The following is a 23,203-nucleotide window of genomic DNA, read 5'->3' as shown; positions in this document are numbered from 1 at the left end:
CATGGGCCGTCACGCCTTCCCCACCCTTGTCGCCATCGACGGGCCCGCCGGAAGCGGCAAGTCCAGCGTGAGCCGCGCCGTCGCCCGCAAACTCGGCTTCGCCTACCTCGACACCGGCGCCGCCTACCGGGCGCTGGCCTGGGCGATGCAGCACCGCAAGGTCGACACCAGCGACGTCGACGCGGTGATCGCGGAGCTGGCCGACTTCGACTACTCGATCGGCACCGACCCGGATGCCTCCGCCGTCACGGTCGGCGAGTCGGACGTGACCGAGGCCATCCGCGAGCCCGCCGTGTCGGCCGCGGTGAGCGCCGTCGCCCGCATCCCCGAGGTGCGCACACACCTGACCGAGCTGTTCCGGAGCATCGCCCGGGACGTGGACCGGCCCGGGATCGTGGTCGAGGGACGGGACATCACGACCATCGTCGCGCCGGAGGCAGAGGTACGAATCCTGCTCACGGCATCCGAGGAGGCTAGAATGGGTAGGCGCTCTGCGGAATTACCGACCGAATCGGCCGATACCGTGGCGGAGGCGTTGCGATCGAGGGATCGCGCTGACTCGCAGGTTGTCGATTTTATGAGCGCCGCAGACGGTGTGACGACCGTCGATTCCACCCATCTCGACTTCGAGCAGACCGTAGACGCGGTCATCGAGGTCATCAACACACGTACCGCGAGGAACTCGCATGACTAACAATATCGACGACGCGATCCCCGAGCTCGACAGCGAACTCGCATCCCGACTGTCCAACCTCGACGAAGACCTTGCGTCGCAGCGCGCCTCCGCGCTCCGCAGCGGCCTGGACGACTACGAGCTCGACGAGGAAGACTTCGACGTCCTCGAGACCGTCACGGATGACCCGAACGCGATCACATACCTCCCGGCCCTGCCGGTCATCGCCATCGTCGGCCGCCCGAACGTGGGCAAGTCGGCTCTGGTCAACCGCATCCTCGGCCGCCGCGAGGCCGTCGTCGAGGACACCCCCGGCGTGACGCGTGACCGCGTCACGTACAAGGGGGATTGGAACGAACGCAAGTTCAGCCTCGTCGACACCGGCGGCTGGGAACCCGACGCCCGCGGGATCGACGCATCCGTCGCCGCCCAGGCCGAGGTCGCGATCGACCTCTGCGACCTGGTCATGTTCGTCGTCGACGCCAACGTCGGCCCCACCTCGACCGATGAGGCCGTCGTGCGGATGCTGCGCAAGTCCGGCAAGCCGGTCTTCCTCGTCGCCAACAAGGTCGACGACATTCGCCAGGAGCCAGAGGCGGCCAGCCTGTGGGCCCTCGGCCTCGGCCAGCCGTGGCCGGTGTCCGCCCTGCACGGTCGCGGCGTCGCCGACCTGCTCGACGCGATCCTCAAGGAACTCCCCGAGATCTCCAGCGTCGCCAAGCAGGAGGTCGGCGGACCTCGTCGCGTCGCGATCCTCGGCCGCCCGAACGTGGGCAAGTCGAGCCTGCTGAACAAGGTCGTCGGTGAGGAGCGCGTCGTCGTCAACGACATCGCCGGCACCACCCGCGACCCGGTCGACGAGCAGGTCGAACTCGGGGGCAAGGTGTGGCGCTTCGTCGACACCGCCGGCATCCGTCGTCGCGTGCACCTCTCGCAGGGCGCCGACTTCTACGCCTCGCTGCGCACCAGCGCCGCGCTGGAAAAGGCCGAGGTCGCCATCGTGCTGATCGACGTCACCGAGGTGATCAGCGAGCAGGACATTCGCGTGATCGACCTGGTGCTCGAATCGGGCCGCGCCCTCGTGCTCGCCTTCAACAAATGGGACCAGCTCGACGACGACCGTCGCCGCTACCTCGAGCGTGAGATCGAACAGGACCTGGCCCACGTGGCCTGGGCCCCCCGCGTGAACATCTCCGCCAAGACCGGCCGCCACATGGAGAAGCTCGTCCCGGCCCTCGAGCTCGCGCTCGAGTCGTGGGACACCCGCATCCCCACCGGCAAGTTCAACGCGTTCCTCGCCGAGCTCGCAGCGGCGCACCCGCACCCCGTGCGCGGCGGCAAGCAGCCGCGCATCCTGTTCGGCACCCAGGCCTCCAGCCGCCCGCCGACCTTCGTGGTGTTCACCACCGCGTTCCTCGACCCGGGCTACCGCCGCTACATCCAGCGTCGCCTGCGCGAGATCTGGGGCTTCGAGGGAAGCCCGATCAACCTCAGCATGCGCGTGCGCGAGAAGCGCAAGCGCTAAGCAGTCGCTCGACAGAAACGCGCGCGCCCTTCGGGTCGCGCGCGTTTCGCGTACCTCGCCCCGCGGGTCGAGCCTCTCGAGAGCTGGGTGGATGTCGCCCATTCCCAGCTGACTTGCGGAGAAAGTACCTTCGTTGGGCAATCTAAGGTACTTTTTCCGCAACTCAACTGTCAGCAACTCGACTGTCAGCGGCGGCCCGGGGAGGGCGCGATCAGCGGTTCGGGGCGGGCACCGGACGCTCCGGCGCGTGCAGACGGGTCATGATCGTCGTGATGCCGGCCGGGCGCCGGTTTTTTGTCATCAGCGAGACGCCGATCATCACGGCGAAGGCCGCCGGCACGCTCCAGGCCGCGGGCTGCGCCAGCAGGTCTCCCATCGGCCCGGCCTCGGCTCCCAGCGCGCGGCTGAGCATGATCGAGCCGCCGCACAGGATGGCGCCGGCCAGCATCCCGGCGATCGCGCCGGCGTCGGTCAGGCCGCGCCACCAGATGCCGAGCAGCAGCAGCGGGCAGATCGTCGACGCGGTGAAGGCGAAGACCAGGCCCACGCTTCCGGCCAGTTGCGTCGTGTCGGTCAGCAGGGCGACGCCGAGCGGCACCAGGGAGGAGAACACCGCGGCCAGCCGGAAGCCGCGCACACGTCCGCCGAGCATGTCCTGGCTGATCACGCCCGCGACGGAGACCACGAGCCCCGACGTGGTCGAGAGGAACGCGGCGAAAGCCCCGGCGATGACGAGCGCCGTGAGGGCGTCGCCGGCCAGCCCGGGGATCAGCCGACCGGGCAGCAGCAGGACCAGGGCATCCGGTGAGCCGCTGGTCGCGAGGTCGGGCATGAAGGCGCGCCCCACCACCCCGTAGAGGGTGGGGAAGAGGTAGAAGACCGACAGCAGCCCGAGCACGATCAGCGTCGTGCGCCGGGCCGACGGGCCGTCCGGGTTCGTGTAGAAGCGCACCAGCACGTGCGGCAGGCCGAGCGTGCCGAACAGCAGGGCGATCACGAGCGAGATGTTCCGGTACGCACCGGCGGTGGGGGAGCCGACCGGTTCGGCTGCGAACGGCTCGGCGACGGCGGGAACCGTCAGCCCCGAATTGGCCATGACGATCAGCACGAAGACGATCGGCACGGCGATCGCCGTGAGCTTGAGCCAGAACTGGAACGCCTGCACGAACGTGATCGAGCGCATCCCGCCGGTCACGACGGTGATGCACACCACGACGGCCACGGCCACGGAGCCGACCCACGGCGGCAGCCCGGTGGCGATACGGATGGTCAGGGCGGCGCCCTGGAGCTGCGGCACGATGTACAGCCAGCCGACGAGCACGACGAGCAGGCTGGTGATCCGCCGTGCCGCCGGGGACTCCAGGCGCGCCTCGGTGAAGTCGGGAATCGTGTACGCCCCCGAGCGCCGAAGCGGTGCGGCCACGAAGAGGAGCAGCATCAGGTAGCCGGCCGTGTAACCGATCGGGAACCAGAGCGCATCCGCCCCGGAGATCAGGATCAGCCCGGCGACGCCGAGGAAACTGGCGGCGGAGAGATATTCGCCGCCGATTGCTGAGGCGTTCCACCAGGGCCGAACCGTGCGCGAGGCGACATAGAAGTCCTCGGTGGTCCGCGAGATCCGCAGCCCGTAGAAGCCGATCAACGCGGTCACGGCGAACACCCCGATGATGGCCGCGTACCCCACACCGGCGTTCACTCGTCCTCCTCGACCAGGTCGAGGTAGCGGGCCTCGTTGCGGGAGGCGGTGCGCACGTACAGCCAGGCGCTCAGCCCGATGAGCGGATAGACGCCGACTCCGAGCAGCAGCCAGACGAAGGGCACCCCGAGGAACTCCGCCCGGTTGAGGCCGGGAACCCAGGCCAGGAGCAGGGGAAAGGCCAGCAGCACCAGCAGGAAGCCGACGGCGACGACCACAGCGAGCCTGAGCTGCGAGCGGATGAGGGAGCGCACGAACACCTGGCCCACCTCGGACTGCTCCGCGACTTCACGGGCGACCGGGTAGCCGGACGGCGCCCGGCTGGCCTGGGATCTGGGCGCGGTGACCCGCACCCGCTTCGGCGGCTGCCCGGGGGCATCCTCCCGGCTCATCTGGCGCGGCTCATCTGGCCAGGCTCATTGGCGCGGCTCATGTCGAGGGCCGGATGCGCGTGGCCTCGAGCTTCTCCCGGAGGGCCGGCAGGTGCCGGCGGCTGACCGGCAGTTCGGCGCCGTTGGCGGTGATCGTCGGCTGGGCGGCGCCGAGTTTCGCCTGGGTGACGTGCGTCATCGACACCAAATAGGACCGGTGGATGCGGAGGAACCCGGCCTCGGCCCACTGCTTCTCCAGCTCGGCCAGCGGCACCCGGATCAGGTAGCTCGATTCCTCGGTGTGCAGCCGGGCATAGTCGCCCTGGGCCTGCACATAGCGCACGTCGTCGCGGCGGATCATCTTCTTCATGCCGCCGAGATCCACGGTGATCACCGACGCGGGGACGGTCTCCGCGATCGCCAGCGTTTCCATCACCCGGCCGACCGAGGTGGCCAGCCGTTCGGCGCGAACGGGCTTGAGCAGGTAGTCGACGGCGGCCAGGTCGAACGCCTTCACCGCGTGGTCCTCGTCTGCGGTGACGAAGACGACGGCGGGGGAGTTGCCGGCGCGGGACACCGCGCGCGCGATGTCGAGGCCCGACAGCCCGGGCATGTGGATGTCCAGGAACAGCGCGTCCACGCGTTCGTGGTCGAGGATGCGCAGGGCCTCCGAGCCGGACGAAGCCCGGAGGATGGTGCCGATCCTCTCGTCCTTGCCGAGCAGGAAGGCCAGCTCGTCGAGGGCGGGCGGTTCATCATCGGCGATGAGCACAGTGATCATGCCGACAGTCTGTCAGTCAGGGAACCGAGGTCCGGCCGGGGCTGGGACTTGGGCACGCGCATGGTGATCAGCGTTCCGGCGCCGGGGGCCGTGTCGACCACCAGCCCGTGGTCGTCGCCGTAGACCTGGCGCAGCCGCGCGTCGACATTCCGAAGCCCCACGTGATCGCTGTCGCTGTGGCCGGCGAGCACCGCACGCAGGTGCTCCGGTTCGATCCCGACGCCGTCGTCCTCGATCGTGACCTCCACGAAGGCCCCGGCAGCCTGGGCGGTGATCGCGATGTGGCCGATGCCTTCCTTGTCCTCCAGCCCGTGGCGCACGGCGTTCTCCACCAGCGGCTGCAGGCTGAGGAAGGGGATCACCGTGCTCAGCACCTCCGGCGCGATGGTCAGGGTGACCAGCAGCCGGTCGCCGAAGCGGGCGCGTTCGAGCTTCAGGTAGTGCTCGATGCAGCGCAGCTCCTCGGCGACGGTGGTGAAGTCGCCGTGGCGGCGGAACGAGTACCGGGTGAAGTCGGCGAATTCCAGCACCAGGTCACGGGCCTTGGCCGGGTCGGTGGTGATGAAGGATGCGATGGCGTTGAGCGAGTTGTAGATGAAGTGCGGGCTGATCTGCGCCCGCAGAGCGCGCACCTCGGCCTCCATCAGGAGCGTGCGGGAGGACTCCAGTTCGGCCAGTTCGACCTGCGCAGCCACCCAGTCCGCCACCTCACTGGTGGCGCGCACCAGGCCCGGCTTCGCCCGCGGCGCGTAGGCGACCAGTGCTCCCACGATGCGCGATCCGGCCCGGATCGGGGCCACGACGGCTTCCTTGAGTTCGGCCTGGTGAACCACGGCCTCACGGAACACCTGGGTGCGGCCGGTGGCCAGAACCTTGGCGGCCAGGCCGAGGGCGCCCTCCCGGTGCGCTTCCCCGATGCCGTCCCAGGCGAGTACGCCGGCGACATCCGTGATGGCCACGGCCTCGCAGCCGAGCAGGCTGCGCAGGTGCTTGCTGGCCTTCGCCGCGCCGACGGGCTCGAGTCCGTTGCGCAGGTGTTGGCCGGCCAGTGAGGCGGAGTGGAGCGTCGTGTAGGTGGCCCGTTCGGCGTCCGTGCCGAGCTCCCGCCACGAGCGGAGCAGTTTGAATCCGATGGCGCCGACGAGCGCGATTGTGAGGGTGATGACGAGGACGCCGATGACGGCCACGGCGAGCAACTGCGACTCGGGCATGCTGCCAACCCTAACCGGCGCCGCCGCAGAACTCACCGTTCGGCGCAGGCTGACCGCCGTTCGTCGATCCGCCCCGGCCGGGACGGCCTCGCGGGTGCCCGGGTAGGGGAGAGTGATCGGCACCGCATAAGAACCAGCGGTCTGCGTGCACGCTCTATCAATGTTGAGGAGAACATCATGGGCAATGTCGCCCTGAAAGAGGAAGAAGTCGTCGTTTCGGCGGAAACCTTCCACCAAGTGCAGGAATCGGAAGAGTTCCAGGAGCTGCGCAAACGTCATCGCAGCTTCGTCTTCCCCCTGGCCATCGCCTTCCTGCTCTGGTACTTCGCCTACGTGCTGCTCGCGGGCTACGCCCACGACTTCATGTCGATCAAGGTCTTCGGCAGCGTCAACGTCGGCCTGCTGCTCGGCCTGCTGCAGATCGTCAGCACGTTCGCGATCACGACCTGGTACGTCAGCTACGCCGGTCGCCGGCTCGACCCGATCGCCTCGAAAATCCGCCACGAGATCGAGGGCCCGCTCGCCGCTGCCACGAAGGAGTCCAAGTGAATATCCACCTCGCAGCCGCGGCGACATCCCCGGGTAACCCGATCCTGAACATCAGCATCTTCGGCGCCTTCGTCGCCATCACGCTGATCATCGTTGTGCGCGCCAGCCGCAACAACAAGACGGCCGCCGACTACTACGCGGCCGGCCGCTCCTTCACCGGAGGCCAGAACGGCACCGCCATCGCCGGCGACTACCTCTCCGCCGCCTCGTTCCTCGGCATTGTCGGAGCCATCGCCATCACCGGCTACGACGGCTTCATGTACTCCATCGGCTTCCTGGTGGCCTGGCTCGTCGCGCTCCTGCTCGTCGCGGAACTGCTCCGCAACACGGGCAAGTACACGATGGCGGATGTCCTCTCCTTCCGTCTGAAGCAGCGCCCGGTTCGGATTGCGGCCGCGATCACCACCCTGGTGGTCTGCTTCTTCTACCTGCTGGCCCAGATGGCCGGTGCCGGCGGACTCGTCGCGCTGCTGCTCGGCATCAACGACAAGCTCGGCCAGTCCGTGGTCATCGTCGTCGTCGGCGCCCTGATGATCGTCTACGTGCTCATCGGCGGAATGAAGGGCACGACCTGGGTGCAGATCATCAAGGCCGTGCTGCTCATCGCCGGCGCCGCCGTGATGACCGTCTGGGTGCTCGCCCTGCACGGCTTCAACTTCTCCACCCTGCTCGACGCCGCCGTGTCCACGGCCAACAACCCGGAGATCCTGAACCCGGGGCTGAAGTACGGCCTGAATGACATCACCAAGCTCGACTTCATCTCCCTGGCCCTGGCCCTCGTGCTCGGCACCGCGGCGCTGCCGCACGTGCTGATGCGGTTTTACACGGTGCCGACGGCCAAGGAAGCCCGCCGCTCGGTGGTCTGGGCGATCTGGCTCATCGGTGGGTTCTACATCTTCACCCTCGTGCTCGGCTATGGCGCGGCAGCCCTCATCGGTGCCGACCGGATCCTCGCCTCCCCGGGTGGCGTCAACTCCGCCGCTCCGCTGCTGGCCTTTGAGCTCGGCGGTCCGCTGCTGCTCGGCCTGATCTCCGCGGTTGCGTTCGCGACGATCCTGGCCGTTGTGGCCGGCCTCACCATCACGGCCGCGGCATCCTTCGCCCACGACATCTACGCCAGCGTGGTCAAGAAGGGCAACGCCCGTCCGGAGGACGAGGTCAAGGTGGCCCGTCGCACGGTGATCATCATCGGCGTCGTCGCGATCATCGGCGGCATCGGCGCCAACGGCCAGAACGTGGCCTTCCTCGTCGCCCTGGCCTTCGCCGTCGCGGCCTCGGCCAACCTGCCGACGATCCTGTACTCGCTGTTCTGGAAGAAGTTCAGCACCCAGGGCGCCGTGTGGAGCATGTACGGCGGACTGGCCTCGGCCATCCTGCTGATCGCGTTCTCTCCGGTCGTCTCCGGCACGGAAACGTCGATGATCCCCGGAGCGGACTTCGCGATCTTCCCGCTGAGCAACCCGGGACTCGTCTCCATCCCGCTGGCCTTCATCCTGGGCTGGCTCGGCACCGTGCTGGACAAGGTCCCGCGCGACATCGCCAAGCAGGCTGAAATGGAAGTTCGTTCGCTCACCGGTGTTGGCGCCGAGAAGGAGGCGGTGGACCACTGATGTCCAGGGAATCGATGACCAGCGAATCGATCACCAGGGAATCGATCACCCGGGACGGGCCGGATGTCGCGCGCACCTTCGCGCCGACCGAGCACTTCCAGGCCCAGGCCAACGCCGACGCCTCGCACTACGAGCACGCCGACCGCGACAGCGAGCACTTCTGGGCCACGCAGGCCGAGAACCTCGTCTGGACGCAGCCATGGGACGAGGTGCTCGACTGGTCGAACCCGCCGAACGCCCGCTGGTTCCACGGCGGCAAGCTCAACGTCGCCTACAACTGCGTCGACCGTCACGTCGAGTCGGGGCACGGCGAGCAGGTGGCGCTGCACTGGGTGGGGGAGCCCGGTGACACCCGCGACATCACCTACGCGCAGCTCAAGGACGAGGTCAGCCGGGCGGCCAACGCGCTCAGCTCGCTCGGCCTGGTCGCGGGGGACCGGGTCGTCATCCAGCTGCCGATGATCCCGGAGGCGGTCGTCTCCATGCTCGCCTGTGCTCGTCTGGGCCTCGTGCACAGCGTCGTCTTCGGCGGATTCTCGCCGGCGGCGCTGCGCGCCAGGGTCGACGACGCCGAGGCGAGAGTCGTCATCACCTCAGACGGGCAATACCGGCGAGGGGCCGGCGCACCGATGAAGGCGAATGTCGACGAGGCGCTGGTGGGCGCCGAAACGGTGGAGAAAGTCATCGTGGTGCGGCGTGTGGGGGAGCCGGTCGCGATGCAGGAGGGGCGGGACCTCTGGTGGGACGAGTTCGTCGCCTCCCAGTCGCCCGAGCACGAGCCGGAGTCGTTCGACTCGGAGCATCCGCTGTTCATCTTGTACACGTCGGGCACGACCGGTAAGCCCAAGGGGATTCTGCACACCTCGGGCGGATACCTCACCCAGGTCGCGTACACGCATCGCGTGGTCTTCGACCTCAAGCCCGACACGGATGTCTACTGGTGCGGCGCCGACATCGGCTGGATCACCGGGCACAGCTACATCGTGTACGGGCCGCTGGCCAACCGCGCCACCCAGGTGATGTACGAGGGAACGCCGAACACGCCCCACGAGGGGCGGCACTTCGAGATCATCGAGAAGTACGGCGTGACCATCTACTACATCGCGCCGACGCTGATCCGCACCTTCATGAAGTGGGGCGAGCACATTCCCCAGGGGTACAACCTCGAGTCGGTGCGCCTGCTCGGCAGTGTGGGGGAGCCGATCAACCCGGAGGCGTGGATGTGGTACCACACGCACATCGGCCGGGGCACGACACCGATCGTCGACACGTGGTGGCAGACGGAAACCGGTGCGATCATGATCACGCCGCTGCCCGGCGTCACCGCCACGAAGCCGGGCTCGGCGCAGGTGGCCCTGCCCGGGATCTCGGTGCAGATCGTCGACGACCACGGTGCGCAGGTCGAGGCGGGCGAGGGCGGTTACCTCGTCATCGACAAGCCCTGGCCGGCCATGTCGCGCGGCATCTGGGGCGAACCGGAACGCGCCCAGGAGGTTTACTGGGACCGGTTCAAGGCGCAGGGCTACTACTTCGCCGGGGACGGGGCGAAGTACGACGAGCACGGTGACATCTGGCTGCTCGGCCGGGTCGACGATGTGATGAACATCTCGGGCCACCGGATCTCGACGGTGGAGGTGGAGTCGGCTCTCGTCTCCCACCCCGCCGTGGCCGAGTCCGCCGTGGTGGGGGCCTCGGACCCGACGACCGGCCAGTCGATCGTGGCGTTCGTGATCCTGCGTGACCGGAACGAGGGCGACATCGTCGACCGGGACGCCATCATCGCGAGCCTGAGCGCCCACGTCGTCGCGGAGATCGGGCCGATCGCCCGGCCGAAGCGGATCCTCGTCGTGCCGGAGCTGCCGAAGACCCGGTCGGGAAAGATCATGCGCCGGCTGCTGCGGGATGTGGCCGAGGGCCGCGACATCGGCGATGTCGCAACCCTGGCCGACACCTCCGCGATGCGCACCATCGCGACGAGCATGGCCGGCACGCCGACCGCCTAGGTCGTTCGCTGAGAGAGTGGCGGCGGGCGCATTGCGTCCGTCGCCACCCCCGGTGATCGAGCCCCCGGTGGTCGCGCCCCCAGCGCCCGCGCCTGCTCCACCGCCCCGCGCAGCACCGTTGCTCGAGCCCCCGATGGTCGAGAACGGTGCGAGAGCACCTCGCATGAAATCCCCGCGCCCTTGCCGGACATGCCTCAGTATGAGAGTTGTGACCGACACCGAGCGCGAGAAGCGCATGCGCAACCTCGTCGCGCTCGTCGTCGACCCCGTGCGCCGCTACCTGTATCGCCGCACCGACGCCGCGACGGCCGACGACGTGATCGGCGACACCCTGCTGGTGTGCTGGCGCCGCCTCGACGAGGTGCCCGACGACGCCCTCCCCTGGGCGATCGTCGTCGCTCGACAGTGCCTCAGCAACGCCCGACGCGCCGAGCGTCGCCGCGCCCGTCTCATCGGCCGCATCATCGCCATCGACCCGCCGCCGGCCGCTGCGGACGAGAACCCCGCAGCATCCACCGTCGATGAAGGCACCGCCGATGCGGCCCGCGTGACCGCAGCCCTCGCCGGCCTGCGTCGAGACGATGCCGAGATCCTGCGGCTGTGGGCGTGGGACGAGTTGACGAGCCCGCAGATTGCCGTCGTGCTCGGCATCAGCGCGAACGCAGCGGCCATCCGGCTGCACCGCGCGAAGGCGCGCCTCAAGCAGGAGCTACTGAAATCCGGCAACCCGACCGGACATGTACCTTACGACGAAGGGAGCGAAGATGCACGACGATGACCGTGCGCTGCGCGATCAGCTTCGCGCCGCCGATCCGGCCCGCGCGCTGCCCCCTGCCTCACCGACGTGGCTCGACCACAGAATGGAGGAGATCATGACCGACCAATCCTCACCCACCACGACCGCCACGCCCGAGGCGCCGCGACCCGCCTTCCGGCGGTGGATGCCGGTGGTCGGCGTCGCCGCCGGCCTCGCCATCGCCGCCGCAATCGTCGCGCCCCTCGTCCTCCGCGGCCCGGAACCCACCGTCGAGGCGCTGCAGCCTCCCATGGACGGAGGCCTCGCGAGCGGCAGCTGCCTCGTGCTCGAGCCGGCGACCGTCGCGGCGCAGGAGCAGGCGTTCGCCGCGACGGTGCTGCAGATCCAGGGCGACACCGTTCTGCTGGAGGTCACGGAGCGCTTCGCCGGTGACGTTGCCGACCGTGTGGAGGTGACGCAGGTCGACGCGATAACCTCCGACTTCTCGGGCGTGCCCTTCGAGGTCGGCCAGAGCTACCTCGTCGGCGCGGTCAATGGAACGATCACCGGTTGCGGCGTCACCGGGGCCGACAGCGCCGAACTCCGCGCGGTCTATGACGCAGCGTTCCCTGGCTGATCCACGCCCGCGAGAGCGGCTGACGGGAACAGTGCGTGGAATCGTCCCATCTGGTCGGGGAAGGCCACGGCGGTCTGTGCGACCGCGGTGGCGTTCCCCATATCCTCGTCGGCAAGTGAGGCTTGTCTGACTTGCGAGAAGTTCGCATCACGTGCTGGACACCGAACGTGAGTCGCCGTGGCCCGGGGTATGCCCCAACCATCACGCAGCAACAATTCGAGGTCACGAACGGACGCGGAAGCCGCAGAAAACAGAAATCGCTCCTGAGAATTCTCAGGAGCGATTTCTTCTTGTTTCTGTTTCTGTTCTGTTTGGTCGGGCTGACAGGATTTGAACCTGCGACCCCCTGACCCCCAGTCAGGTGCGCTACCAAGCTGCGCTACAGCCCGCCGTCCCAGCGACTGCAGTTTCACGAAGAAACACGCGGGAGACAACTGGACTAGCTTACCGCCATCATGGGGGTGCCGCAGACCTCTTCTGGGGTGCCCAGTCGTTATTCGGCCTTCAGCGTCCACTGGCCGCCGGCGTTGACCACGATCACCGAGGGTCCGGAGCTGAGCGGGACCGTGCCCGAATAGGCGCCGATCTCGTTGATGAGCAAACCGAAGCTGAAGTCCTCCCCAGTCTGCTCGGTCACCGCGAAGTTGCTGGAACCCGCATGTGTGGCGGCGAGCTTCCCGGCGGGCCCTTCATAGAGGAACACTCGGTCTCCGGCACCCGAGGCGAGGAGCGTTGGTGCTGCGGAGATCGGAGCGATGGTCACGCTCCATTTTCCGTCTGCCGAGATCTCAAGAGTCGTGCCGTCTCCCAGGGAGTTGAAGCCGAAGGCGCTCGTCCCCGTGTACCTGCCGATGGTGTTCACCAGCAGCTGGCCGGTGGAGGCATTCGACGCGTCGAGCACCGAGATCGCGAAGTTGCTGCCGCCGTCGTGCGTGGCGGTCACGATTCCGGCCGTTGCACCGGCCGGGATGGTGACGAGGTTGTCGCCGGTTCCCGTCTGAGTGACCGGGGCGAAGGTGCCGAAGCTGTCGTCCGCCCAGGACTGGACCGTTGCTGCCTCCGCGGGCGCCTCTTCAGCGGGTTCCTCCTCGGCGGGGGCCGGGGCATCCTCGTTCTCCAGGGGGGCGACGGCCGCCGGGCTGTCGCTCGGGCTCGCCGCGTTGGTGACACCCGAGATGATCATGGACAGCACGATCCCGACGGCCGTGATGATCCAGGCGATCTTCTTGTTGGTGTCGTACCCGGCGAGCTTCCGGCCCTGCTTGTCCCGCTGGGCGCCTGCGAGAACGAGGATCAGGTCGACGAGCCACCAGATGCCGAACCCGGAGAGAGTGAACAGTTTGAGCAGGCCCGTGCCGACCTTGCCGAGGTAGAAACGGTCCACGGCGAAGAACCCGAGCAGCCACGCGAACAGCCAGGTGACCACGAAGGACTTGTCCGACACGACCGCATTGCCGAGGCCCTCTGGCGAATAACCCTGCGGTGCGGTGTAAGTCGGCGGGATCTGCTGCTCACGCTGATCGTTCGGGATGCCGGCCGGGGTCGAAAGCTGGTTGTTCTCACTCATTGTGCTGTTCTCCTTGTGTTGGCTGTGCGTGGGGTTACGGTGTTGGTCGTTCGGCGGGGCCGTGCCGGTCATTTGTCCACAACCTCGATCACGATGTCGAGGCCGTCGTCCGGGTGATACCCCCACGACGCGGAGAACTGATCCCACGTCGCGGTCTGGCGTCCGTCGAGGGCGCGGGTGCTGTCCATGCGGTTGATGACACTGTCGGGGGTGTCGAGCTCCCCGAAGATGCACACGATGTCGGAAAGCTCGGCGCCCTCCGTCTCTTCGCCCTCGCTCTTCATCGAGATGCTTCGGCCTTCATCGCCGACGTCGATCCAGGAGTTGGTTTCGACGTCGCACGCCGTGGCGGCGTCCGCCATCGGGCTGGGCGCCACGAGCGATCCGACGCCGCCGGCAACGGATGCGACGAGGAGCGAGCCGACGATGCCGACGACGAGACCGAGCCCCATTCCCGTCGCGCCGAGCCGGAGCTCCCGGCGGGTGAACGCCGGCGGCCCCTCCGCCGCGGATGCAGGTGCAGGTGCAGGTGCAGCTGCCGACTCGGGTGGCGGGGCAACCGTCGCTTCATCCGTCGCAACGCCGTTCTCATTTTCTGTCATGTGCGTCATTCCTGGTCGTTTGCTTGCGGGGGAGTGGTGGGGGCAGGCGACGAGCGGTCGGATCCCCCCGGCGACCATTCGCCGCCTGCCAGCGCCCGGACCTTCCGGAGAACCAGGCGCAACATCAAGCTAGGGTGCACCGAGTGGCCTCACCGGGAAGAGGCGTGATAACAGGGGTTATCAGCAAATGGTGTCCGAAGCGTAGGCGCCGTGCCCTAGCCTGAACTCACACGACGAGAAGGGGGACGCGAATGAGCATGATCGATCCCGCCCTCCTCATGACGATGTCCGACATCGCGGCCCTCGCCCGAGTGCAGCGCCCGGTCGTCTCGGTGTGGCGCACCCGTGCGGCCAGGACCGATTCGCCGTTTCCTGCCCCGGTGACTCGTCGACAAGGGCAGGACCTGTTCGCCGCCGGTCAGGTGGCGGACTGGCTCACCGCAACCCATCGCGGCAACAACCCCGAGGCATCGGCGGATGCCGCGGCCCACGGCGCTCTCGACGGTGCGGCCCAAGCCACGGAAGCGACGTTTCGCGCCGTCACGGCTCTTCTCGCGCTGCGGAGCGTCGCGGGCGTTCCGCTCGGCAGCCTCTCCGCCGACGATCTCCTCGACACCGCCGACGAGCACGACCCCGACGACGACATGCTCTACCGAGAGGTGGAAGGCGCCGGCGACGCGCTGCCTCGACTTGCGGCCTACGTCGACGTCCTCGTAGAAGCCGCCTACAGCGAGGCCGGAGCGTTCGAGCGGCTCCTGGCCGACCGGTTCAGGCTCGACCTGCGCGACCTCGGCGATACGGCACTCAACGGCCCCGGTCTTGCTCTCATGGCCTGGACTGCGGCGGCGCTCGCCGCTACCCAGACCGGCGACCCCGTCTTCGTCGATCCGACGGGCAGCGCGAGTGACATCGTCCTGGCCATCGCTGGCGCCGCAGCCGAAGGAACATCCGGGGAGTTGGCTGTACTCACCGCCAACGGCGACAGCGACGTCGCGCGGCTGCTGCGGCGACGACTGCTCGTTCACCGCATCACGCGCGCGGGCCTCGAGGTCCAAGATTCCGGGGGCTTCGCGGTCGCGGGTCATGCCGTGCACGCCACCCAGTTCCCCCCGGCGCACAACGCCGCCATGACCCCCGCCGAGATCCTCGCGGCGATCGACCAGATCGTTCTGCAGATGGACAACGCACAGCTGGGGGTGATCATGGCGCCGGCATCCGTGCTGACTGACGCGGGCCTTACCCGTGACGCCGACGAGCTGCGTTCCACGATTCTGCGGTCGGGTCGCGTGCGAGCGATCGTGCGCCTGCCGGCCGGCTTGCTCTCGCACAAGCCCCAGCAGCACCAGGCACTGTGGGTGCTGGGGCCCGCTTACGCCCACGTGGAACTGGCCGAGCGCTGGGCCATGGTCGCGGACCTCACCACGATCAGCCTGGGGCCCGCGGTGATCGCCGACCTCGTGAGCGACCTCGTCGCCGCGCTCGGTGATCGCGCCACGGTGCGTGCGCACTCCTTCCGCTTCGCGCAGGTCGTGCCGACGCGCACACTTCTTGCGACTCGAGACTCTCTCGTGGCGGGGGCGAGGACCGTTACTCATGCGTCAGCACCGCAGGGCGCCGCGCTCGCCGTGCGCGTCGAGGAGCTCCTGGGGGCTTTGGCCTACGCGGGCCCTGTGACGGATGCCCCGAGCCTGGCCCGGATCGCCATCGAACCGACCAGCCGAGCCGGCACAGCCGCCACTGGAACCGTCGAACAGCTCATGGCGGCCGGACACCTCCGGTACATCGCCGGCAACCGCCTCGAGGCGAGCGACATCGTCGAGGACCAGGCCCAGGCCGCGGGCATCCGCATCATCGCCCCCGCCGAGGTTCTCGGCGAGCACCCGCTCGGGCGACGCCGCATTGACCGGCTCCGCTTTGCGGCCGGCTATTCCGCGGGCCGGGTGACCGAGCCCGGCGACGTCGTCTTCTGCACCGCACCCCGCGTCGCCGCGATCGTCGACGCGGAGGGGACCTCCGTGGTCGCCTTCCCGGCGCGGATCCTGCGGATCAACCGAGACGACCCCAACGGGCTCGTCAGCGAGATGCTTGCCGCCGACATCACGGCGCTGCCCGCGGGCCACCGGCGGTGGCGGCGGTGGCAGCTGCGCCGGGTGCACCACCGGCAGCGCGCCGCGCTCGCCGGGGTCATGGCCTCGATACGGTTGGAGCACGAGCAGACGCGCGATCGCCTCGCCCAGCTCGACGAACTCAACACCTTGGTCATGGCCGGAGTTGCCGCAGGGACCCTCACACTCACTCTCGACTCAGAATCACTCGCTCCATTGGAAGGAACCTCCTAGTGCCCCCGAAGACAAAGGTCGCCGCGCTGCCGTCGACGATGAAAGAGCTGAAGGACACCCTCTGGAAGGCCGCCGACAAACTGCGCGGCTCGATGGATGCCTCGCAGTACAAGGACGTCATCCTGGGGCTCGTCTTCCTCAAGTACGTGTCCGACGCCTTCGACGAGCGGCGGGAGCAGATCCGCACCGAGCTCGAGGCCGACGGCCTCAACGAAGACCAGATCGGTCAGCTCATCGACGACGTCGACGAGTACACCGGCCGGGGCGTGTTCTGGGTGGCCGCCCGCGCCCGCTGGAGCTACCTCGCCGAGAACGCGAAGGGCCTGCCGGCCGCCCCAGGGGAGGCGCCAAAGTCGATCGGCCTGCTCATCGACGAGGCAATGGACCTCATCTCCGCCGACAACTCCGCCCTCGCCGGTTCACTGCCGCGCATCTACAACCGCGACAACGTCGATCAGCGCCGAATCGGTGAGCTGCTCGATCTGCTCAACTCGGCCCGCTTCACCGGCCACGGCGCCACGAAGGCGCGCGACATCCTCGGCGAGGTGTACGAATACTTCCTGGAGAAGTTCGCGCACGCCGAGGGCAAGCGCGGCGGCGAGTTCTACACGCCCGCCGGCGTCGTCCGCGTGCTCGTCGAAGTGCTCGAACCCTCACACGGCCGCGTGTACGACCCGTGCTGCGGCTCGGGCGGCATGTTCGTGCAGACCGAGAAGTTCCTCGAGGCGCACCAACAGGAAGGCTCAAACATCTCCGTCTACGGGCAGGAGCTCAACGAACGCACCTGGCGGATGGCCAAGATGAACCTCGCCATACACGGACTGAACGGCAACCTCGCCAGCCGCTGGGGCGACACCTTCGCCCGCGACCAGCACCCCGACCTGCAGGCCGACTTCATCATGGCCAACCCGCCCTTCAACATTAAGGACTGGGCTCGCAGCGAGAGCGACCCGCGGTGGAAGTACGGCGTGCCCCCAGCCGGCAACGCCAACTACGCGTGGATCCAGCACATCATCTCCAAGCTCGCCCCCGGCGGCAGCGCCGGCGTGGTGATGGCCAACGGCTCAATGTCGTCGAACTCCGGCGGCGAGGGCGAGATCCGCGCCCAGCTGGTCGAGGCCGACCTCGTCTCTTGCATGATCGCGCTGCCCACCCAACTCTTCCGCAGCACAGCAATCCCGGTCTGCACCTGGTTCTTCGCCAAGGACAAGACCGCCGGCGAGTACGGCAGCATCGACCGCACCGGCCAAGTGCTCTTCATCGACGCCCGCAACCTCGGCCACATGGTCGACCGGGCCGAGCGGGCGCTCTCCGACAAGGACATCGCCAAGATCGCCGGCACCTATCACGCGTGGCGCGGCACCAAATCGGCAACGGATGCCGCTCTCACCTACTTAGACGAACCCGGGTTCGCCTACTCCGCGGCTCTGACCGAGATCAATGCCGCGGACTACGCGCTCAGCCCCGGCCGTTACGTCGGCGTCGCTGACGTGGAGGATGACGGCGAGCCGGTCAACGACAAGATCGCGCGGCTGAGTGAGGAGCTGTTCGCACTGTTCGATGAATCGGAAAAGCTTGCGGAGGTCGTTCGCGAGCAGCTTGGAAGGGTTTCATGACCCTGCCTCAAGCGTCGACACTTGACTGTTACTTGAACTTTCGCAATGGAAAGACGTCACCGGAACGTGACGACTCCGGTGACTACCCGGTATTTGGGTCAAACGGGCGTATCGGCCGTAGCTTTGAGACCAATGCCGAGGGCCCGATGGTTGTCATCGGACGAGTGGGTTCTTACTGTGGCAGTCTCTCCTATTCACAGGGGAGCGCATGGGTGACTGATAACGCCATCGTGTGCACGCCGAAAGCTGGTCGTGACGCGCGCTACTGGTATTTCGCCCTAGGCACCCTCGACCTCAATGGACGCAGTTCGGGATCTGGGCAGCCACTTCTGAATCAGAAGGTACTGGGGTCGATTCTCTTCACGCCACCGAACGCGGATCAGCGGCTGGCGATTGCGGAGGTGTTGGGGACACTTGACGACAAGATTGCTGCCAACACCGACCTCGCCCAGGTAGCGGACGAATGGGTGCGTACCAGTCTCGATGCCCTGTTGTTCGGGGCGGCGGAGCGAAAGCCCATTGCCGAGGTTGTGTCGAATAGGCGGGATCAAGTGAGCCCCGGCCTTTTGGCCGCAGAGACTCTCTATGTGGGACTCGAGCATGTCCCGCGCCGAAGCATGTGGCTAGCGGAGGTGGGGAGCGCTGGTGATGTCACGAGCCCGAAGAACCGATTCGAGCACGGCGATCTGCTCTTCGGAAAGCTTCGTCCCTATTTTCACAAGGTGGTGGCGGCCCCGCACGGGGGAGTCTGTTCGACGGACGTCCTCGTACTGTCTCCTATACATCGAGAGCTGGACGGCTTCGCGCTGGCGGCGGTTTCAAGCGATGCGGTCGTGCGCGACGTTACATCTGCAAGCGAAGGAACCCGAATGCCGAGAACGAGTTGGAAGGACCTTGGGTCGGTCGAAGTGCCTTGGCCCGGGCTAACTGCGGCGAGAAGATTTAGCGCGGAAGTTTCGGCGGTTCGAGATGCGGTTCAGAGTCATTTGCGGGAAAATCGCACCCTCGCCGCAACCCGCGACGCACTCCTACCGCAGCTCATGTCTGGCAAGCTTCGGGTGAAGGACGCAGAAAAGGTATTGGAGGGGGTGCTCTGATGGCGGGATTTTCGGAAGCGGAGTGGGAGCAGGTGGCGCTCGAGCTACTCAGCGAACCGCTGGGCTGGCAGCCGACGGCGGGCGAGCAGATTGCGCCAGGCAGCGGGGAGCGGGACAGTTGGGATGAGTTGCTCATCCGCCCGCGGTTGCTGGTTGCGCTGCGGCGGCTGAACCCGACGGTTCCGGGGGAGTACCTGCTGCAGGCCCTCGCCGAGATCGCGTCGCCCAAGTCGCAGGACGCGATCACCGAGAACCAGCGCATCCACGACTACCTGATCGACGGGTTCCGGCTGAGCTACATCGGCGACGACGGCACCGAGGTGAATCCGACCATCCGTCTGGTTAGCGCCGAGCCGTCGGAGAATGACTGGCTTGCGGTGAACCAGGTCACGCTAATCCGCGGCGACTACAAGCGGCGCTTCGACCTCGTGCTGTATTGCAACGGCATGCCGGTGAGCATCGTGGAGCTGAAGAAGGCCGGGAACGAGGCGGCGGATGTCGCCGCGGCGCACGCGCAGCTGCAAACGTACCTGCGCGAGTTCCCGATGGCGTTCCGGTTCTGCGTGTTCACGCTGGCCAGCGACGGGATCCTCGCCAAGTACGGCACCCCGTTCACGCCGCTCAACCACTTCTCGCCGTGGAACGTCGACGACGACGGCGCCCCGGTGAAGCCCGGCGACACGAACGACTGGGACGCGACCACGGGCATGGAGATCGCGCTGCTCGGCCTGTACAACCAGGAACGGTTCCTGCAGCTGCTGCGCTCCTTCACCGCGTTCGACGGCGGGTCCGACGGCCTTGCCAAGCGCATCGCCAAGCCGCACCAGTACTTCGCCGTCACCAAGGCCGTGGGCAGCACGGTGCAGGCGGTGGAGAGTAACGGCAAGGCCGGCGTCGTCTGGCACACCCAGGGCTCTGGCAAGTCGATGGAGATGGAGCTCTACACCAACCTGGTGTCGCGGCATCCGAAACTGAAGAACCCCACGGTCGTTGTGATCACCGACCGCAACGAGCTCGACGGGCAGCTCTACGAGACGTTCTCGGCGAGCCTGCTGCTGCCGGAGAAGCCCCGGCAGGTCCGGCGGCGGAGCGAGCTGCGCGACGAGCTCAGCAACCGCACCACCGGCGGCATCTACTTCACGACGCTGCAGAAGTTCGGCCGCAGCGAGGCCGAGAAGCAGGCCGGCGCGGAGCATCCGCTGCTCTCCGACCGGCGCAACATCATCGTGGTCGTCGACGAGGCGCACCGCAGCCACTACGATGACCTCGACGGCTACGCCCGCCACCTGCGCGACGCCCTCCCGCACGCCACCCTGATCGCCTTCACCGGTACGCCCATCTCCTTCGACGACCGCAACACCCGCGAGGTGTTCGGCGAGTACATCGACATCTACGACCTCTCCCGCGCCGTCGACGACGGCGCCACGGTGCCGGTGTACTTCGAGCCGCGCCTGATCAAGGTGAACCTGGCGACGGATGTCACGGAGGAGACACTCGACGAGGCCGCGGATGAGGCCACCGTGGGGCTCGACGACACCGAACGGGCGCGGATCGAGGCATCCGTCGCCGTCGTGAACGCCGTGTACGGCGCACCGGAGCGCATCGCCGCGCTCGCCGAGGACATCGTGGCGCACTGGGAGAACCGGAGCGGCCAGATGACCAAGTTCATCGAGGCGCCCGGGAAGGCGATGATCGTCGGCGGAACACGCGAGATCTGCGCGAACCTGTACTCGGCGCTCGTGGCGCTGCGGCCGGACTGGCACTCCGACGAGCTCGACAAGGGAGTGATCAAGGTCGTCTACTCGGGAACCGCTGCGGACCAGCCGCCGGTCTCCGACCACGTGCGCCGCGATTCGGCCAACGCCGTGATCAAGGGTCGACTGAAAGACGTCGACGACGAGCTGCAGCTGGTGATCGTCAAGGACATGATGCTCACCGGGTACGACTCGCCGCCGCTGCACACGCTCTACCTCGACCGGCCGCTGAAGGGCGCGCTGCTGATGCAGACGCTCGCGCGGGTGAACCGCACGTTCCGCGGCAAGGAGGACGGGCTGCTCGTCGCGTACGCGCCGCTCGCCGACAACCTGGCCAAGGCGCTGAGCGAATACACGAAGACTGACCAGGACAGGAAGCCGATCGGGCGTTCCGTCGACGACGCCATCGTGCTCACGCTGGAACTCGTCGACACGTTGCGCGGGATGCTCGCCGGGTACGACTGGAAGGCGCAGCTCGCCACGGGCGGGCCGAAGCGCTACCTGAACGCGGTGACCGGTTCGGTCAACTACCTGCGGGATGCTGCGACGCCGGGCAACCAGGTTGAGGAAGGCGGGGAGACCCTGGCGGCCGCGTATCGGCGCTATTCGGGGCAGCTGTCCCGGGCGTGGGCGCTGTGTTCGGGTGCCGGGTCGCAGGAACTTGAGGAGCGTCGGCCCGAGATCCAGCTGTACGAAGAAGTGCGCGTCTGGATGGCCAAGTTCGACGCCGCCGACCGGCAGGCCAGGGGAGAGCCGGTGCCGGAAGACGTGCAGCGCCTTCTCGGCGAGCTGATCGCATCCGCCACGTCAACGGGCGGGGTGCTCGACATCTACGAGGCGGCCGGCATGCCGAAGCCGACGCTCGACGACCTCAGCCCGGCGTTCATCGCCAAGACGCAGCAAGCCCGCAACCCGCAGCTTGCAATCGAGGCGCTGCGCAAGCTGCTGACTGAGGAGTCTGCGCGCTCAACGCGCAACAACCTCGTGCGCCAGCGCGCCTTTTCGGACCGGATCACCGAGCTGATGACCAAGTACACGAACCAGCAGTTGACCTCTGCAGAAGTGATCGCCGAACTCGTGGCCCTGGCCCGCGAGGTCGCCGCGGAGGCGAACCGGGGCGCCGGCTTCGCACCGCCGCTGAACCACGACGAGCTGGCGTTCTATGACGCGGTGGCACAGAACGAGTCAGCCGTCGAGGTGCAGGGCGAGGGCGTGCTGGCCGAGATCGCCCGCGAGCTGGTGGCCGTCATGCGCCGCGATGTGCGCACCGACTGGACCGTGCGCGACGACGTGCGAGCCAAGCTGCGCTCCTCGATCAAACGCCTGCTCGTCAAGTACGGCTATCCACCCGATCGCCAGCCTGTGGCCATCAAGCTCGTGATGGAGCAGATGGAGTCGATGGCGCCGCGGTACAGCGAAGAGCGAGCAGCATAGATGGCCAGCATGGAGCTGCCGAGATCGTCTCGCACAGAATCGCTGTTGAGGTCTGCATCCACGTACCTCATGTCAACTGTTCTTGAAAGGAGCGCAGGGCTGTGAAGGTGATCGGCATCAAGAACGGCAAGGATACCTTTGGCTGGGTGATCGTCGAAGGGAATGCACGGGCTGACGCCGCTGTGCTGGACTTCAAGGAACTTTCTGCGCCTTTAGGTGATCGGGCAGGACAACTCGCCTGGTTGCGGCGAGAGCTAATCGAGGTTCTGGCACGGCAGGGCGTTGATCGTGCATCGTTGCGGTTGGCTGAGTCCGGACCGTCGGGTGCGCCAAATTTCGGCAGAGCGGAAATGGACGGTGTTGCTCAAGCCACGTTGGCTGAACTCAACGTGCCGGTAAAGAGTTTCAAGAGCGCTACAGTTCGAAGCTCTTTCGGGAAGAGTAAAGCAGTCGCGGAGGCTGCCATCGAACTGGTTCCATGTGTCTCCGCTTCGGCCAAGACTCGACGCGATCAGCTCGTAGTCGCCGTAGCGCAGTTCGCAGTCTAGGCGTCCGAGTCGTGTCGTACTCACGAATCAGGCGCTTGGGGTCGGGCTACTTCGGTGAGGTGTGGTTGGAGTCCGATGACGCACTAGGACGTGAGTGCGCCTCCAAGTATTTGAATCCACTCCGGCTCACCCCGGGCGCCGATGTCCACGCGGAGGCTCAGGCGATGGTGGCAGCCAAGCATCCCAATGTAGTCGAGGTGTATTCGGCGGACGAAGTCGCGGGAGTACCAGTCATTCGTATGGAGTACTTGCCGGAGGGCAGCGTAGAAGATCGATACCAGGGAGCGGCTGTAGCCGTCGGTGACGTTGTTCGACTGATGGAGGAATCGTGCCGAGGAGTGGAACACCTGCACGCTCGCGGTCTACTACACCGAGATCTCAAGCCGGCCAATCTCATGCTGGACGGAAGCGGAGCGGTCAAAGTGAGCGACTTTGGGCTGGCCTGCCGGAGAGG

Annotated in this window: 19 protein-coding genes and 1 tRNA gene; 12 read left to right on the top strand and 8 right to left on the bottom strand. The window is 67.2% G+C overall.

What is annotated here, in order from left to right; all coding sequences use genetic code 11:
• Position 1 precedes the first annotated feature (1 nt).
• Positions 2-694 carry a (d)CMP kinase gene (gene cmk / locus E3T33_RS03895; RefSeq protein WP_134574798.1) on the top strand — a complete coding sequence of 231 codons (693 nt, stop codon included), beginning with the start codon at positions 2-4 and terminating at the stop codon, positions 692-694.
• Positions 687-2,198 carry a ribosome biogenesis GTPase Der gene (der, locus tag E3T33_RS03890; protein WP_092324384.1) on the top strand — a complete coding sequence of 504 codons (1,512 nt, stop codon included), beginning with the start codon at positions 687-689 and terminating at the stop codon, positions 2,196-2,198. The genes cmk and der overlap by 8 nt, the downstream gene beginning before the upstream one ends.
• A gap of 211 nt (positions 2,199-2,409) precedes the next feature.
• Here the strand turns inward: der and E3T33_RS03885 are convergent, their stop codons facing one another.
• Genes E3T33_RS03885 through E3T33_RS03870 form a run of 4 tightly spaced genes read right to left on the bottom strand, consistent with a single transcriptional unit; the run spans position 2,410 to position 6,257 of the window.
• Entirely contained in the window at positions 2,410-3,894 is a 1,485-nt protein-coding gene (locus E3T33_RS03885) for a cation acetate symporter (RefSeq protein ID WP_241982813.1), read from the bottom strand.
• Positions 3,891-4,286 carry a DUF485 domain-containing protein gene (locus E3T33_RS03880; protein WP_092324385.1) on the bottom strand — a complete coding sequence of 132 codons (396 nt, stop codon included), beginning with the start codon at positions 4,284-4,286 and terminating at the stop codon, positions 3,891-3,893. The genes E3T33_RS03885 and E3T33_RS03880 overlap by 4 nt, the downstream gene beginning before the upstream one ends.
• A 37-nt stretch (positions 4,287-4,323) precedes the next feature.
• Entirely contained in the window at positions 4,324-5,046 is a 723-nt protein-coding gene (locus E3T33_RS03875) for a LytTR family DNA-binding domain-containing protein (RefSeq protein WP_134574797.1), read from the bottom strand.
• Positions 5,043-6,257, bottom strand: coding sequence for a histidine kinase (locus E3T33_RS03870; RefSeq protein ID WP_134574796.1), 1,215 nt, complete (start codon positions 6,255-6,257; stop codon positions 5,043-5,045). The genes E3T33_RS03875 and E3T33_RS03870 overlap by 4 nt, the downstream gene beginning before the upstream one ends.
• A gap of 177 nt (positions 6,258-6,434) precedes the next feature.
• On the opposite strand from E3T33_RS03870, the gene E3T33_RS03865 reads away from it, so the two are divergent.
• The 5 genes from E3T33_RS03865 to E3T33_RS15170 all read left to right on the top strand — a co-directional run bounded on the left by E3T33_RS03865 (position 6,435) and on the right by E3T33_RS15170 (position 11,792).
• On the top strand, positions 6,435-6,806 hold the full coding sequence (locus tag E3T33_RS03865; RefSeq protein WP_134574795.1) for a DUF485 domain-containing protein: 372 nt from the start codon (positions 6,435-6,437) through the stop codon (positions 6,804-6,806).
• The gene (locus E3T33_RS03860) at positions 6,803-8,416 is read left to right on the top strand and encodes a cation acetate symporter (RefSeq protein ID WP_134574794.1); all 1,614 of its coding nucleotides are present in this window, start codon (positions 6,803-6,805) and stop codon (positions 8,414-8,416) included. Before E3T33_RS03865 ends, E3T33_RS03860 begins: the two co-directional genes overlap by 4 nt.
• A 14-nt stretch (positions 8,417-8,430) precedes the next feature.
• Complete coding sequence (gene acs, locus E3T33_RS03855) at positions 8,431-10,419, top strand: acetate--CoA ligase (protein ID WP_134574806.1); 1,989 nt, start codon at positions 8,431-8,433, stop codon at positions 10,417-10,419.
• A 208-nt stretch (positions 10,420-10,627) separates the two neighbouring features.
• Complete coding sequence (locus tag E3T33_RS03850; RefSeq protein WP_134574793.1) at positions 10,628-11,197, top strand: sigma-70 family RNA polymerase sigma factor; 570 nt, start codon at positions 10,628-10,630, stop codon at positions 11,195-11,197.
• Positions 11,184-11,792 (top strand): hypothetical protein, encoded by a 609-nt coding sequence (locus E3T33_RS15170; protein WP_166784384.1) that lies wholly within the window; start codon positions 11,184-11,186, stop codon positions 11,790-11,792. The genes E3T33_RS03850 and E3T33_RS15170 overlap by 14 nt, the downstream gene beginning before the upstream one ends.
• Positions 11,793-12,104: 312 nt before the next feature.
• Here E3T33_RS15170 and E3T33_RS03835 read toward each other — a convergent pair.
• The 3 genes from E3T33_RS03835 to E3T33_RS03825 form a co-directional block, all read right to left on the bottom strand.
• Positions 12,105-12,181 (bottom strand) — tRNA-Pro (locus E3T33_RS03835).
• 104 nt (positions 12,182-12,285) lie between these two features.
• The gene (locus E3T33_RS03830; RefSeq protein WP_134574790.1) at positions 12,286-13,359 is read right to left on the bottom strand and encodes a TM2 domain-containing protein; all 1,074 of its coding nucleotides are present in this window, start codon (positions 13,357-13,359) and stop codon (positions 12,286-12,288) included.
• Between the two features lie 68 nt (positions 13,360-13,427).
• Positions 13,428-13,961, bottom strand: coding sequence for a hypothetical protein (locus E3T33_RS03825; protein ID WP_134574789.1), 534 nt, complete (start codon positions 13,959-13,961; stop codon positions 13,428-13,430).
• A gap of 251 nt (positions 13,962-14,212) precedes the next feature.
• Here E3T33_RS03825 and E3T33_RS03820 point away from each other — a divergent pair, with 251 nt between their 5' ends.
• The 5 genes from E3T33_RS03820 to E3T33_RS03800 all read left to right on the top strand — a co-directional run bounded on the left by E3T33_RS03820 (position 14,213) and on the right by E3T33_RS03800 (position 22,749).
• On the top strand, positions 14,213-16,300 hold the full coding sequence (locus E3T33_RS03820) for a hypothetical protein (RefSeq protein WP_134574788.1): 2,088 nt from the start codon (positions 14,213-14,215) through the stop codon (positions 16,298-16,300).
• Positions 16,300-17,916 carry a class I SAM-dependent DNA methyltransferase gene (locus E3T33_RS03815; RefSeq protein ID WP_134574787.1) on the top strand — a complete coding sequence of 539 codons (1,617 nt, stop codon included), beginning with the start codon at positions 16,300-16,302 and terminating at the stop codon, positions 17,914-17,916. Before E3T33_RS03820 ends, E3T33_RS03815 begins: the two co-directional genes overlap by 1 nt.
• A complete protein-coding gene (locus tag E3T33_RS03810; protein ID WP_134574786.1) occupies positions 17,913-19,013 on the top strand; it encodes a restriction endonuclease subunit S in 1,101 nt (366 codons plus the stop codon). Before E3T33_RS03815 ends, E3T33_RS03810 begins: the two co-directional genes overlap by 4 nt.
• Entirely contained in the window at positions 19,013-22,201 is a 3,189-nt protein-coding gene (locus E3T33_RS03805) for a type I restriction endonuclease subunit R (protein ID WP_134574785.1), read from the top strand. The genes E3T33_RS03810 and E3T33_RS03805 overlap by 1 nt, the downstream gene beginning before the upstream one ends.
• 101 nt (positions 22,202-22,302) lie before the next feature.
• Positions 22,303-22,749 carry a hypothetical protein gene (locus tag E3T33_RS03800; protein ID WP_134574784.1) on the top strand — a complete coding sequence of 149 codons (447 nt, stop codon included), beginning with the start codon at positions 22,303-22,305 and terminating at the stop codon, positions 22,747-22,749.
• 83 nt (positions 22,750-22,832) lie between these two features.
• Here E3T33_RS03800 and E3T33_RS15515 read toward each other — a convergent pair whose 3' ends face one another.
• Positions 22,833-23,102 carry a hypothetical protein gene (locus E3T33_RS15515; protein WP_241982812.1) on the bottom strand — a complete coding sequence of 90 codons (270 nt, stop codon included), beginning with the start codon at positions 23,100-23,102 and terminating at the stop codon, positions 22,833-22,835.
• Between the last annotated feature and the right edge of the window lie 101 nt (positions 23,103-23,203).

Source organism: Cryobacterium sp. TMT1-2-1, from assembly GCF_004403955.1.
GTDB lineage: Bacteria > Actinomycetota > Actinomycetes > Actinomycetales > Microbacteriaceae > Cryobacterium > Cryobacterium psychrotolerans.
This window is presented reverse-complemented; position numbering and strand designations above follow the sequence as displayed.

Excerpts from the sequence above, each read along its gene's own strand:
- E3T33_RS03880 (WP_092324385.1), bottom strand. The coding sequence starts at position 4,286 with ATGAGCCGGGAGGATGCCCCCGGGCAGCCGCCGAAGCGGGTGCGGGTC.
- E3T33_RS03820 (WP_134574788.1), top strand. The coding sequence starts at position 14,213 with ATGAGCATGATCGATCCCGCCCTCCTCATGACGATGTCCGACATCGCG.
- E3T33_RS03825 (WP_134574789.1), bottom strand. The coding sequence starts at position 13,961 with ATGACAGAAAATGAGAACGGCGTTGCGACGGATGAAGCGACGGTTGCC.
- E3T33_RS03810 (WP_134574786.1), top strand. The coding sequence starts at position 17,913 with ATGACCCTGCCTCAAGCGTCGACACTTGACTGTTACTTGAACTTTCGC.
- acs (WP_134574806.1), top strand. The coding sequence starts at position 8,431 with ATGACCAGCGAATCGATCACCAGGGAATCGATCACCCGGGACGGGCCG.
- cmk (WP_134574798.1), top strand. The coding sequence starts at position 2 with ATGGGCCGTCACGCCTTCCCCACCCTTGTCGCCATCGACGGGCCCGCC.
- E3T33_RS03870 (WP_134574796.1), bottom strand. The coding sequence starts at position 6,257 with ATGCCCGAGTCGCAGTTGCTCGCCGTGGCCGTCATCGGCGTCCTCGTC.
- E3T33_RS03805 (WP_134574785.1), top strand. The coding sequence starts at position 19,013 with ATGGCGGGATTTTCGGAAGCGGAGTGGGAGCAGGTGGCGCTCGAGCTA.
- E3T33_RS03865 (WP_134574795.1), top strand. The coding sequence starts at position 6,435 with ATGGGCAATGTCGCCCTGAAAGAGGAAGAAGTCGTCGTTTCGGCGGAA.
- E3T33_RS03875 (WP_134574797.1), bottom strand. The coding sequence starts at position 5,046 with ATGATCACTGTGCTCATCGCCGATGATGAACCGCCCGCCCTCGACGAG.
- E3T33_RS03830 (WP_134574790.1), bottom strand. The coding sequence starts at position 13,359 with ATGAGTGAGAACAACCAGCTTTCGACCCCGGCCGGCATCCCGAACGAT.
- E3T33_RS15170 (WP_166784384.1), top strand. The coding sequence starts at position 11,184 with ATGCACGACGATGACCGTGCGCTGCGCGATCAGCTTCGCGCCGCCGAT.
- der (WP_092324384.1), top strand. The coding sequence starts at position 687 with ATGACTAACAATATCGACGACGCGATCCCCGAGCTCGACAGCGAACTC.